Annotated in this window: 13 protein-coding genes; 8 read left to right on the top strand and 5 right to left on the bottom strand. The window is 61.8% G+C overall.

Annotated elements, in window-relative coordinates; translation table 11 throughout:
* Positions 1-382: 382 nt before the first annotated feature.
* Entirely contained in the window at positions 383-1,708 is a 1,326-nt protein-coding gene (locus ABIE32_RS20375) for a replication-associated recombination protein A (protein ID WP_429018893.1), read from the bottom strand.
* Entirely contained in the window at positions 1,705-1,983 is a 279-nt protein-coding gene (locus tag ABIE32_RS20370) for a hypothetical protein (RefSeq protein WP_429018890.1), read from the bottom strand. The genes ABIE32_RS20375 and ABIE32_RS20370 overlap by 4 nt, the downstream gene beginning before the upstream one ends.
* A gap of 30 nt (positions 1,984-2,013) precedes the next feature.
* Between ABIE32_RS20370 and ABIE32_RS20365 the strand changes: the two genes are divergently transcribed.
* From ABIE32_RS20365 to brnQ, 4 genes are all read left to right on the top strand, one after another.
* The gene (locus tag ABIE32_RS20365) at positions 2,014-2,229 is read left to right on the top strand and encodes a DUF4287 domain-containing protein (RefSeq protein WP_224150081.1); all 216 of its coding nucleotides are present in this window, start codon (positions 2,014-2,016) and stop codon (positions 2,227-2,229) included.
* Positions 2,230-2,476: 247 nt separating this feature from the next.
* Entirely contained in the window at positions 2,477-2,746 is a 270-nt protein-coding gene (locus ABIE32_RS20360) for a DUF2798 domain-containing protein (RefSeq protein ID WP_224150082.1), read from the top strand.
* An 85-nt stretch (positions 2,747-2,831) separates the two neighbouring features.
* Entirely contained in the window at positions 2,832-3,299 is a 468-nt protein-coding gene (locus ABIE32_RS20355) for a GNAT family N-acetyltransferase (RefSeq protein ID WP_429018885.1), read from the top strand.
* Positions 3,300-3,634: 335 nt separating this feature from the next.
* On the top strand, positions 3,635-4,954 hold the full coding sequence (gene brnQ, locus ABIE32_RS20350) for a branched-chain amino acid transport system II carrier protein (RefSeq protein WP_429018883.1): 1,320 nt from the start codon (positions 3,635-3,637) through the stop codon (positions 4,952-4,954).
* Between the two features lie 110 nt (positions 4,955-5,064).
* On the opposite strand, the gene lolA is transcribed toward brnQ, so the two are convergent.
* Together lolA and ABIE32_RS20340 are read right to left on the bottom strand one after the other, a co-directional pair.
* Positions 5,065-5,697 carry an outer membrane lipoprotein chaperone LolA gene (gene lolA / locus ABIE32_RS20345; protein WP_224150085.1) on the bottom strand — a complete coding sequence of 211 codons (633 nt, stop codon included), beginning with the start codon at positions 5,695-5,697 and terminating at the stop codon, positions 5,065-5,067.
* A 151-nt stretch (positions 5,698-5,848) separates the two neighbouring features.
* Complete coding sequence (locus ABIE32_RS20340; protein ID WP_429018881.1) at positions 5,849-8,269, bottom strand: DNA translocase FtsK; 2,421 nt, start codon at positions 8,267-8,269, stop codon at positions 5,849-5,851.
* Between the two features lie 516 nt (positions 8,270-8,785).
* On the opposite strand from ABIE32_RS20340, the gene trxB reads away from it, so the two are divergent.
* The 3 genes from trxB to rpmG all read left to right on the top strand — a co-directional run bounded on the left by trxB (position 8,786) and on the right by rpmG (position 10,470).
* Positions 8,786-9,739, top strand: coding sequence for a thioredoxin-disulfide reductase (gene trxB / locus ABIE32_RS20335; RefSeq protein ID WP_224150086.1), 954 nt, complete (start codon positions 8,786-8,788; stop codon positions 9,737-9,739).
* 315 nt (positions 9,740-10,054) lie between these two features.
* Complete coding sequence (gene rpmB, locus ABIE32_RS20330; RefSeq protein WP_012207163.1) at positions 10,055-10,288, top strand: 50S ribosomal protein L28; 234 nt, start codon at positions 10,055-10,057, stop codon at positions 10,286-10,288.
* 11 nt (positions 10,289-10,299) lie between these two features.
* A complete protein-coding gene (rpmG, locus tag ABIE32_RS20325; protein WP_184709551.1) occupies positions 10,300-10,470 on the top strand; it encodes a 50S ribosomal protein L33 in 171 nt (56 codons plus the stop codon).
* A gap of 65 nt (positions 10,471-10,535) precedes the next feature.
* Here the strand turns inward: rpmG and ABIE32_RS20320 are convergent, their stop codons facing one another.
* Entirely contained in the window at positions 10,536-12,086 is a 1,551-nt protein-coding gene (locus ABIE32_RS20320; RefSeq protein WP_429018877.1) for a PLP-dependent aminotransferase family protein, read from the bottom strand.
* Positions 12,087-12,279: 193 nt separating this feature from the next.
* On the opposite strand from ABIE32_RS20320, the gene ABIE32_RS20315 reads away from it, so the two are divergent.
* A complete protein-coding gene (locus ABIE32_RS20315; protein WP_429018874.1) occupies positions 12,280-12,636 on the top strand; it encodes a hypothetical protein in 357 nt (118 codons plus the stop codon).
* The last annotated feature ends 64 nt before the right edge of the window (positions 12,637-12,700 follow it).

Here is a 12,700-nt window from a genome sequence, read left to right as displayed (position 1 = left end):
CACCGAGCTGGGCACGCCCCAAACGGTGGCCGTGGCATAACTACGTCTGGGGTTTGGGGAGACTCAGTCCCAAACCGATTTATGCAACAAGGCCATCTACCTTGGATACCAACAAGCGTACTGATTTCTATTTTTTATCTAATCTATTAATTATGCTAATTCAGGTATAGGAACCTTAGAGCCGCTAACACAACCCAGTAAATCGCAAATTTACGGTTGAGGCGAGGCGCCGGGCCGCGCTAGGCAAAGCCGCAGGCAGTACAGACGTACGATAAGGCTGGGCGCCCCCGGCGAGACGCCCCCGATGAAGCAACGACGCATCAAAGGGTGTGTGTTAGCAACTCTTAATAGACACGCTACCAGCCAGCGCCCTGGCCCCGCGTCAATCCTGCGCCTCGTCTTCAGCGGGCTTGGCAGCCGCGTTGCGCGCGCGCAGCTCGTCCAGCTTGGCGCCGATCTTGATCTCCAGACCGCGCGGCACCGGTTGGTAGAAACTGGGCGGCTCCATGTCTTCTGGAAAATAGCTTTCACCTGCGGCAAAGCCGCCCTCCTCGTCGTGCGCATAGCGGTAGGCCTTACCGTAATCGAGGTCCTTCATCAGCTGGGTGGGCGCATTGCGCAGGTGCAGTGGCACCGGCCGGGTGCCGTCCTGCTTGACGAAGGCCTTGGCCTGGTTGTAGGCCATGTAGCCCGCATTGCTCTTGGGGGCCACTGCCAGGTAGAGCACCGCCTGGCCCAGTGCCAGTTCGCCTTCGGGGCTGCCCAGGCGCTCGTAGGTGGCGGCGGCGTCGTTGCACATCTGCATGGCGCGGGGGTCGGCCAGGCCTATATCCTCCCAGGCCATGCGCACGATGCGGCGTGCCAGGTAGCGCGGGTCGGCGCCGCCATCGAGCATGCGGCAGAACCAGTACAGCGCGGCGTCCGGGTCCGAGCCACGCACCGACTTGTGCAGCGCGCTGATGGTGTCGTAGAACTGCTCGCCGCCCTTGTCGTAACGGCGCATGCGCTCGCCCAGTACCTTGAGCAGCCACGCATCGGTGATGGTTGCAACCTTCGCCTGCTCGGCGGTGATGGCCAGCGTCTCCAGCGTGTTCAAGAGGCGCCGGGCATCGCCATCCGCATAGGCGATCAAGCGCTCCATTGCTTCACTTTCGATGGCTGGAATCGCTTGCAGTGCCTGCGCCTTTTCGACAATCTGCCGCAAATCGTCAGCGGTCAGGCTTTGCAGCACATAGACGGCGGCGCGCGAGAGCAAGGCCGAGTTCACCTCGAACGAGGGGTTTTCGGTGGTGGCGCCGATGAAGGTGAAGAGCCCGCTTTCCACATGCGGCAAGAACGCATCCTGCTGGCTTTTGTTGAAGCGGTGCACCTCGTCCACAAACACAATGGTGCGCTGTTGCATCAGGCCGTCGCGCGCAGATTGCGCCTGCTCCACGGCTTCGCGGATGTCCTTGACGCCGCCGAGCACGGCGCTGATCGAGATGAACTGCGCATCGAAGGCATCGGACATCAGGCGCGCAATCGTGGTCTTGCCCACGCCCGGCGGCCCCCACAGAATGCAGCTGTGCGGGCGGCCCGATTCAAATGCCAGCCGCAGCGGCATGCCTTCGCCCAGCACCTGCTGCTGGCCCACCACATCGGCCAGCGTGCGCGGACGCAGGCGCTCGGCCAGGGGTTGGTGCGTTGGATGGAAAGAAGGGCTACTCATAAAGTGTGCGGCGGGTGCCGTACGCGGCGCCCGCCCTGGTTCAGAACATCGGTCTCGGTTGATGGTACGCCTGCGCCATTGTTGCCAACAGCACATGCACCGTACGGCGTATCGTAGCCTGCCTGCAGCCTGCGCGCGGCAAAGCCATGGCTCGGCCGGTGCGGCAGGCAGCGCGATAGGCCGCCTGCTGCACAAAACAACCACCCCTCCAGCGTCCCCACACCCTGCAGGCCCATCGATTGACCGGTGTCACCGGCCTCTTTAGGATCGGGCACGCCCGTTTGCGGCGTTCCAAGGAGATACCCATGAGCGCAGATACCCCGGTGAAAGGCCCGGCTTCGTACTTTCCATCCATCGAGAAGACGTACGGCCACCCGGTCGCACACTGGTTCGGGATTCTGGACACGGTCAAGGAGAAAAAGCACATGGAACAGGTCGCGTTTCTGAAAGAGCACCACCAGCTCGGCCATGGGCATGCCAACGCCCTGGTGGCTTTCCACCTGGCCCGGCAAAAGGGCTAAGAACGCGTTTACGATCTCCTCCAGAACTACTTGCCTGGGGTCTGCAGAGAATCCCTAGCCGCCGTCCGGCATCCCTTGCCTGCGCGGGCCGGTTTCCCTATCATGCGGTCTGCCCTTACGCACCCATGCGCAAACAGGGCCGTAAGCGTTCAACGTCAAACAACGCGCCACCATCTCCGGCAGGGCCGGGGTGCTTGCCCTTTCTGGGCGAAAGGCGCCTTTGCTTGACCCGGTCTTTGACTTTCTTATGAACGCTTTCAACAAACCCACCATTTTCTTCGGCATCCCCAAGCTCCCAGCGCGCTATGCCTCGCTGGTCATGCCGCTCCTGCTGTCCATTCTGATGACGTGCATCGTCTCGCTGATCAGCACCTTCAATGGCATCGGCCTCGCCCCCGAATTTGCGTCCAAGTGGCTCAGGGCATGGGGTGTTTCGTGGCTGGTTGCATTTCCGGTACTGCTGCTTGCGCTGCCGGTGGTTCGCAAGGCAACAGCGGCACTCGTGCATACCCGTTGAGCATTGCGCGTTTCTGGGCATCAGCGCTTTCTCAGCAAGCGCTGGTAGCTATATTTAGAATAGCACCACCTTTGCCTATCCAGATATGACGCCGCACATCCAGGAAATTCCCGCCCACGAAGCGCCCATGGCGCTCCTGCTGCTTGCCGACCCTTCGGAAGACAAGATCCGCGCCTACCTGCCCGGGTCACGCTGCTTTGTGGCGTCCAACGGTGCAGAAATGGTCGCCGCATGCGTGGTCAAGCCCCTGGGCGGCGGCATTCATGAACTCATGAGCATTGCCGTGTCGCCTGCCCACCAGAAGCAGGGCCATGGGGCGACGCTATTGCAATGGGTGATTGCCTTTTTCCGCAATGCAGGCGCACACCAGCTGGAAGTGGGCACAGGCTCGTTTGGCTATCAGCTCGCCTTCTACCAGCGACATGGGTTTCGGGTTTCCAGCATCGAGCGGGATTTCTTCGTCAACAACTACCCTGCGCCCATCTTTGAAGACGGCATCCAGCTTCTGGACATGCTGCGCCTCACCTTGCCATATTCCGGCAAGGCACGCTAAAAGTCTTTCGCCTTTGAGGCATTTGGTGATTTCCTGCTGAAAATCAGACTTTTCGGCAAGGATGAATGCACTTTGCGCCGAAAGGACACATTTTTCGCGGAAAATAAGGGTTTATACGGACCCATGAGCGCTCTGCAGAAAAGGGCTGCCATCCACCGCCAGGAACCCGTTTGCCGGTGATGCAGCCATTGCACAGCCACCCACTTCGGCGGGATTGCTGCCGGCACCTGCAAAACGATGTGCCCTGCCATGCCGGCAGCGCGCACGGCCTCCGTGAATGAATCTTTCAGGCGCTGCCGCTCCCCGCGCACCGCCTGGTCTGCATTGGGATCACCATGAAAACACTGAAAACCAGGGACATCATCGCCCTCGGGTTCATGACCTTTGCCCTGTTTCTGGGCGCTGGCAACATCATCTTTCCGCCGATTGTCGGCATGGCGGCTGGCGGCAATCTGCTGGGCGCAACCATCGGCTTCCTGCTCACTGGCGTGGGCTTGCCGCTTCTGGGCGTCGTGGCGCTGGCGCGCGTGGGCGGTGGCCTCGATACCCTCACCCACCCCATTGGCCGCATTGCAGGCACGGTACTCGCCTGCGCCATCTATCTGACGATTGGCCCGCTGTTTGCCACGCCGCGCACGGCCACGGTCTCGTTCGAGATGGGTCTGGCGCCCTTTGTCGGCAACACGCCCGTCATGCTGCTGGTGTTCACCATTGTCTATTTCTCGCTGGTGATGCTGCTGTCGCTGTTCCCGGGCAAGCTGATGGACAACATCGGCAAGATCATCACGCCGGTGCTGATCCTGGCGCTCGCCATTCTCGGTGGTGCCGCCATTTTTGCACCTGTGGGTGGCTACAGCACGGAAACTGCTGACTACAGCACCCAAATGGCAGCATTCGCCCAGGGTTTTCTGCAGGGTTACCAGACCATGGATGCGCTCGCCTCACTGGTCTTCGGCATCGTCATCGTCAATGCTATCAAGGCTGCGGGCGTGGCAGACCGGCGCCTGCACACCCGTTACGCCATCTATGCGGGGCTGATTGCAGCCACAGGCCTGGGCCTGGTGTATGTGTCGCTGCTCTACCTGGGCGCGACGAGCGGAACACTGGCCGGCAATGCCGCCACTGGCGTGCAAATTCTGACTGCCTATGTACAGCACACCTTTGGCAGCGCGGGCCTGTATCTGCTGGCCGCCGTCATCCTGCTGGCTTGCCTGACGACAGGGGTGGGCCTGGTGAGCGCCTGCAGCGCCTTCTTCAGCGACCTGACCGGTTTTTCGTACCGGGGCGTTGTGGTGGCTCTGAGCATTTTCAGCGCCACCGTCGCCAACCAGGGCCTGGCGCAGTTGATCGCGGTCGCCGTGCCCGTGCTGGTGGGCATCTACCCCGTGGCCATCGCGCTGATTGCGCTGAGCCTGATGCACCGCTGGGGCCAGCCCCGCCGCGTCTACATTCCCGTGATGCTGGTGGCCCTGCTGTTTGGCCTGCTCGATGCCGCCAAGGCACTGCAATGGACAGCCCTGGTGCCCGACTGGCTGGACCGCCTGCCCGGCGCAGCCCTGGGCATGGGCTGGGTGACACCGGTGGTTGCTACCCTTATTGCAGCAGCTTGCGCAGACTGGGTGAGCGCCAGACAACAAAAACCTGCCAAGGCCTGAGGCCTGGCATCTCTGGCGGGACGAGCGCCTCGGCCCCTCCAACAGCAAAGCCTTGGCAGCACATGCGTGCCAGGGCTTTTCCACGATTGGAGTGCCGGTTTGCCGCCGGTTTACTGCCGGATCACTTCCGCCCCCGAAGGAATGCTGAATTCAAAAGCAGACGACGGGAGCGATGGCAGGGTCTTGAGCCCCACAAACCGCACTACAGAGCGCTGGCCAAAGCCGTCTTCGATCTCCAGCGCCGTCAGCTCATCGCCCTTGAAGCCGACCTTCACATTCTTGAGCTGGCCATCCTGACCCTTGGGCGTGGCCAGCACCCATTGCTGGCCATCGGCATCGGGGGCATTGGACAGGTTGAATTCGCTCTTCAAGGCCTGCAGGCTGGCTGCGGATGCGAGCAGTGCAGCGGGCGTCTGGCCCAGGGCCTTGCTCTGCTGGCGTTGGGTGACCTGGTTCAGATCGGCGTCGAACAGGGTCAAGGTGGTGCCGTCAGCCACGATGGTCTGCTCGAAAGGCTTCTTGTACAGAAACTTGAACTTGCCCGGCCGCTGGAATGCAAAGCTGCCGCTGGAAGTCTTGACGCGCGGCGCCTGGCCTTCCTTGGCGGGCGAGGTGACCGTCTGGGTAAAGCTGGCTTCGCCAGCCTGCGAATTTTTCAGAAACTGTTCAAGGCTTTGCAGGCCATCAGCCTGAGCCCAGCTGCTGAAGCCAGCCAGTGCGGCGGCGGCGATCCAATATTTCATCCGAATTCCTTTCTGGACACAGGCCAGCGCCTGCGCAATGGGGCAGATTATGGGGTTGGAATGCAAAAGGCACCGAAAGTGCCGGCAACTGCCAGGTTTTCGGTGCCTTTTGCGCTAATTTACGCGGCAGAGATGCTGGTAACCGCTTGCATCACTCGTCGCCGCCGGGCCTGTGGGCCACCAGCACCTCACGCTGGCCGCTGCCGGTGAGCGCACTCACCAGCCCTGCGCGCTCCATCTCTTCGAGCAGGTTGGCCGAACGGTTGTAGCCGATGCGCAGCTTGCGCTGCACGTACGAGATGCTGGCCTTGCGGTCCTTGAGCACGATCTCGACCGCCTGGTCGTACATCGGGTCCTTTTCGCCGCTGCCGCCGCCGTCCTCATCGCCAAAGCCAGAATCGCCGTCGCCCGTGCCACCTTCGAGCACGCCTTCGATGTAATCGGGCTCGCCCTGTTCCTTGAGGTAGCTGACCACGCGGTGCACTTCGTCATCGGAGACAAAGGCGCCATGCACGCGCACCGGCAGGCCCGTGCCGCTGGCCATGTACAGCATGTCGCCCATGCCCAGGAGCGCTTCGGCGCCCATCTGGTCGAGGATGGTGCGGCTGTCGATCTTGGAGCCGACCGAGAAGGCAATGCGCGAGGGGATGTTGGCCTTGATGAGGCCGGTGATCACATCGACGCTGGGGCGCTGGGTGGCCAGCACCAGGTGGATACCGGCTGCGCGCGCCTTCTGCGCCAGGCGTGCAATGAGTTCTTCGATCTTCTTGCCCACCACCATCATCAGGTCGGCCAGCTCGTCGATCACCACCACAATGTGCGGCAGGCGCTGCAGCGGCTCGGGGGTCTCGGGCGTCAGGCTGAAGGGGTTGGGAATGAACTCTTCGCGCGCCTTGGCCTCGTCGATCTTGGTGTTGTAGCCGGCCAGGTTGCGCACGCCCAGCTTGCTCATCAGCTTGTAGCGACGCTCCATCTCGGCCACGCACCAGTTCAGGCCATTGGCGGCCTGCTTCATATCGGTCACCACCGGGCACAACAGGTGCGGAATGCCTTCGTAGACCGACATTTCCAGCATCTTGGGGTCGATCATCATCAGGCGCACGTCCTTGGCCTCGGCCTTGTAGAGCACTGAGAGGATCATGGCGTTGATACCCACGGACTTGCCCGAACCGGTGGTACCGGCTACCAGCACGTGCGGCATCTTGGCCAGATCGGCGACCACAGGCTTGCCGATGATGTCCTTGCCCAGGCCCATGGTGAGCAGGCTCTTGGCTTCGTGGTACTCGTGGGAGCCGAGGATTTCCGTCAGGCGGATGGTCTGGCGCTTGGCGTTGGGCAGCTCCAGGGCCATGTAGTTCTTGCCGGGGATGGTCTCCACCACGCGGATCGACACGAGCGAGAGCGAGCGCGCCAGATCCTTGGCGAGGTTGACGATCTGCGAGCCCTTGACGCCGGTGGCGGGCTCGATTTCGTAGCGGGTGATCACCGGGCCAGGCGCAGCCTCGACCACGCGGACCTCCACGCCAAAATCCTTGAGCTTTTTCTCGATCAGGCGGCTGGTCATCTCCAGCGTCTCGTACGACACAGTCTCTTGCACCTTGGGCGCAGGATCCAGCAGATCGACCTGCGGAAGGCGCGTATCGCTCAATTCATTGAACAGCGGCTTCTGACGCTCCTTCACCACCCGGGCGCTGGGCTGGGCCTGCGGCTTGACGGGCTCGGCAATATGCAGCCCCGGCTCCGCCTGTGCCGGGCGCACAGCCTTGCCCTGCGGTGGCAGGTCGAACATGCTGTCAAAGCCATCACCGGACGGATCGACACGGGCTGCAGCAGGGGCAGCACTGCTCACCTCGGCCTCGCGGGCCTGGGCGGCCTTCTTGCCGACCGCCTTGTCGGCGGCCGCTTCGCGGCGCAGCATCAGCTTCTGGAAGAAGCCTTCAATGCCCGCGCCTACCTTTTCGGTGATCTGGCCCCAGGAAAAACCCAGAATCCACGACATGCCCAACAGCAGCAGCATGACGCCCACGATGCCGGAGGCGGTAAAACCCATCCATTTTTCCGCCAGCGGGCCCAGCAGGTAGCCAAGCACACCGCCAGCCGCGCCGGGCAGCTTGGGCTCGAAGCGGTACAGGCGCGACCATTCCAGCGCCGAGCTGGCCAGCAGCAGCAGCACCAGCCCGCCCCAGAACACGATACGGCGCCACCACAGTGGACGTGGGTCGCCCGGCGGGTTTTCACCGGCGCGCAGCCAGCGCGCCAGCGACGAAAACCAGGCCAGCACGGCAGCCACCACCAGCCACCAGACGGAAAAACCGACCATGAAGTAGCCGCCATCGGAGATCATGGCACCCAGGCGCCCCATCCAGTTGCTGACGTGCCCCGCCGCCTGCGTGCCCGAGGTGGACCACGCCGGATCCTTGGGCGAGTAGCTCACCATGGCCGCCACGCAGAATGCCATCATCAAAAAAGTGATGATGAGGACCAGCTCATGCCCAAAGCGGCGCACCCCCATGACCAGCGAGGTGCCGGCGCTGTGGTGCGCGTTCGATTTTTTCGTTGAATTAGTAGCCATAACCTAAGGGCAAGAGCTTACCTGAAGAGCAATACAAATTCGATAGCAAAACAGACATGTCGGCCACAGTGATGCGGTACAGCGACGCGGGCCGCTGTGCGCGCCAACAGAGCAAGCGCTTGCCTGCGGATGCCTTTTTCCCGCTTCCCCAAGGCAATTTCTAATAAAAACTCCGTACTTTGCGCAGCATATAAGCGCTGCAAGCTATGAAAACAGAAGCACTCATTCCGCTCAAGAAACACTTTGTAATTGCGCCAGCAACTTGACACGCCTCAAAACAGCCATGTCCGGCCAATCTGCATTGGACGATTGTTGTCATTTGCTGCAGCGCACCAAATTGAGAATCTCCGCTCAAGATGGCTTGTGGCGATCAAGGACATTGATACAAACCATCCACGGGCAGGCCGTTGTGTTCGATACTCTTGGGTGTTACCGCCGACTGTGCTTGCCCGGTCGGCGCTGCCTTTTTGACTGGTGGGTGCGCAGCGCCCGCCCCACGAATGCGATAGGAGTTCCATGTCTTCCGTCAACCAACACGCCAAGGTGCTGATTCTGGGCTCGGGCCCTGCCGGCTACACCGCTGCCATCTACGCCGCCCGCGCCAACCTCGACCCGGTGCTGATCACCGGCATGGCCCAAGGCGGCCAACTGACCACCACGACCGAAGTGGACAACTGGCCAGCCGATGTGATGGGCGTGCAGGGCCCGGAGCTGATGCAGCGCTTTCTGGAGCACGCAGAGCGCTTCAAGACACAGATCATTTTCGACCACATCAACAAGGTCGATTTCAGCAAGCGTCCCTTCACCCTGACCGGTGACAGCGGCACCTATACCTGCGACAGCCTGATCATCGCCACTGGCGCCTCGGCCAAGTACCTCGGCCTGCCTTCGGAAGAGGCCTTCATGGGCCGCGGCGTTTCGGCCTGCGCCACCTGCGACGGTTTCTTCTACCGTGAGCAGCCCGTCTGCGTGATCGGCGGCGGCAACACCGCCGTGGAAGAGGCGCTGTACCTGTCCAACATTGCCAGCAAGGTGACCCTGGTGCACCGTCGCGACAAATTCAAGGCCGAGCCCATTCTGGTGGACAAGCTGATGGAAAAGGTCAAGGAAGGCAAGATTGAGCTCAAGACCCATTTCACGCTGGATGAAGTGCTGGGCGACGCATCGGGCGTGAACGGCATCCGCATCAAGAGCACGCAGGACGGCCATACCGAAGACATCCAGCTGCAGGGCTGCTTCATTGCCATCGGCCACCACCCCAATACGGACATCTTCCAGGGCCAGCTGGAAATGGAAAACGGTTACCTCGTCACGCAGATGGGCCGTGGCGGCTTTGCCACGCAAACCAGCGTACCCGGCATCTTTGCCGCAGGCGACGTGCAGGACCATGTCTACCGCCAGGCTATCACCAGCGCAGGCACGGGCTGCATGGCCGCGCTGGATGCGCAGCGTTTTCTGGAACAGGAATAAGCAGGAACAAACAAAAATAGCGCGCGCTGCGGAGAGGCCGCAGAGCAACGGAGCGGCGGCCACAAAACCCCACACAACGCAAGCTGGCCTATTTTTGGCAATCGCGTTATAATGCTTGGCTTTGCTGCTTGCCGCCTTTTGCATCTCTTTCGCAATCCACGGCGCGTGAACAGGAAACTACTGCCGACTGGCCTGCCAGCTTGCAGTGAACATGGGCTACCGCCACCCTTTGATTGGCGAGGTGAGGCTGCAAGCCGAGCTGCTCTTTGCGACGCAGCCAGGGCGCGCAGCTGTTAAAACTTTCGGAGTGTCCTGATGGCACGCGTTTGCGAAGTAACGGGCAAGAAGCCCATGGTGGGAAACAACGTTTCCCACGCCAACAACAAAACCAAGCGCCGGTTCCTGCCGAACCTGCAATATCGCCGTTTCTGGGTGGAATCGGAAAACCGCTGGGTGCGCCTGCGTGTTTCCAGCGCTGCCCTGCGTCTGATCGACAAGAACGGTATTGATTCTGTGCTCGCAGACCTGCGCGCACGTGGTCAAGCTTAAGGAGATACACCATGGCTTCCAAAGGCGGACGCGAAAAAATCAAGCTGCAATCGACTGCAGGCACCGGTCACTTCTACACGACCACCAAGAACAAGAAGACGATGCCTGAAAAGATGGCAATCACCAAGTTCGATCCCAAGGCTCGCAAGCACGTCGAGTACAAGGAAGTGAAGCTGAAGTAATTCGGCCTTGCTGATCAAAGAACCGCCCGGCGCAAGTCAGGCGGTTTTTTTATGCCCATGCTCCATCAAGCCCTGGGCGGCATGCCCAGCTGGGCGTGCATCATGCGCCCGAGGGTGCGGTAGCCCTCTTCCACCTGCGGCGTGAATGGCATGCCACAGCTCAACCGCACAAAGTGGTCGTAATGGCCAGTGTTGCTGAACATATCGCCCGGCGCAATGCGGATGCCGACTGCCAAAGCCTCGTCATACAGGCGGCTGGCCGAGACCAGCTCGGGCAGCTCCAGCCAGATGGAAAGCCCCCCGGCTGGCAGGCTGAGGCGCGTGCCGATGGGAAAATACCGCGCCACCGCCTGCGCGGCCGCCTGCCGCTGCACACGCAATTGCTGCCGCAGCCGCACCAGATGGCGCATGTAGGCGGGCGAGCCGACCGTGCGCGCACCCAGCAGTTGCGGCCACACCGGTAGGTTGCGCGAACGGGCAAACTTGATCATCTGCACCCGCTCCTGCCAGCGGCCCGCGTTCATCCACCCCAGGCGCAGGCCCGGCGCATAGCTCTTGGAGAGCGATGAGCAATAGATCACCGTGCCGTCGGTATCCCAGGCCTTGCAGGGGCGCAACACTTCGTCGGTCTCGACAAATTCGCGGTAGATATCGTCCTCGATCAGCGCCACGCCATAGGTACGGCAGAGCGCCACCAGGCGCTGCTTGTGGCTGTCGGGCATGGTGGCGCCCTGCGGCATCTGCAGGTGCGGCACCACGACAACAGCCTTGAGCTGCGGATGCGTGCGCAGCGCGAGCTCCAGCGCTTCGAGTGACATGCCGGTGTGCGGGCTCGATGGAATTTCGAGAGTTTGCAGCTTTTTGGCCTCCACAGCCTGCAAGATGCCGTAAAAAGCGGGCGATTCGATCGCCACCATGTCTCCAGGCTGGGTCAACGCATCCAGGGCGAGGTTCACCGCTTCCGAATTGCCAAAGGTGGCGGCCACATCCATCGGAGCCACGCGCACGCCAAAACTGAGTGCATAGCGCGCCATGGAAGCCTGAAACTCCGGGTGGGTGAACGGCGCAGAGGGGCCGTGCACCAGTATCTGTGGCTGCTCGCGCAACAGGGCCATGGCATGGTAATTCAGCAGCTTGGCATCGAACAGCTCGGGCGCCGGCATGGCACTGCCCAGATCGACCAGCAACGGGCCCCGAAGCCGCGCCTTGTTCAGGTACTCGGCAGCGCGCGCGCCAATGCCTTCAAAACGGTTGTCCTGCATGGGCATGGGCGCCAGGCGCAATGGCTCACGTGCGGCGGGCATCTGCAAGGCGGTATCGCAGACAAAGTAGCCCACGCGGGGCCTGGCCTCGATCAGGCCACGCGACTCCAGCACGCGCAGCACCTGCAGCGCCGTGCTGTGGCTGACATGGTGCAGGCGCCGGATCTCGCGCACCGAGGGCATGCGCGCGCCCACGCCCAGCGTCTGCTGGGCAATGGCCTGCTCAAAGTGCGCGGCAATGCGCTCATACAAAAAGGTGTCATCGGCAGCATCCGATGCATCCAGCACCGGTAGCACGGGTACTTGGCGATGGGTCGCGGGGGGCGCCAGCAGGCTTTCGTCTATCAGGGACATGGGGTGATTCCAGGCTCGCAAGCTCTGTATCGTCCGCCTTTTCAATCGACCAGAACAGATACAGATGCCGCGATTTTGAACCAGAACAGCAGCAACTCCAATGCCCTGTTCCGCATCACAGCGTGGTCACCTGTGTCTGTTGCGCTGCAGCACGATTTTTTACGCTAGAGGCCTCTACAGTGAAAGCTTCACCATGCGCCTCAGCCACCCACACACGCTCTCCAAAACGCTTGGCCGGACTGCCCCTCACACTTGCGGCGAACAGGTCACACCCCTGCAGATTGCCCCTGGCCAGGGCCTGCTGTGCCACCTGGAAGCGGGCAGCACCCTCCTTTGTACCGGCGGCCACCTGCAGATCAGCTCCCCCTGGTCCCCGGCACTGAAGCTCGACGCAGGCGATGCGCCGTATTGCAACGGTGCCCATGCAGGCTGGCACTGGCTCGAGGCACAGGGCTCCGAACCCGTGCAATTGCACTTGGTCGAGCGCGCTTACGCTGGCTGGCATGGTGCATGGCTGGCCTTGGCGCGTTGGGTGGGGTGGAGCCGCTGAGGGCCCCCAAGAAACGGGCCACATTGCGTGGCCCGAAATACTTCTCTTTTGATAGCTTTCAGCG

Source organism: Comamonas sp. 4034 (assembly GCF_050434545.1).
Lineage (GTDB): Bacteria > Pseudomonadota > Gammaproteobacteria > Burkholderiales > Burkholderiaceae_C > Comamonas > Comamonas odontotermitis.
This window is presented reverse-complemented; position numbering and strand designations above follow the sequence as displayed.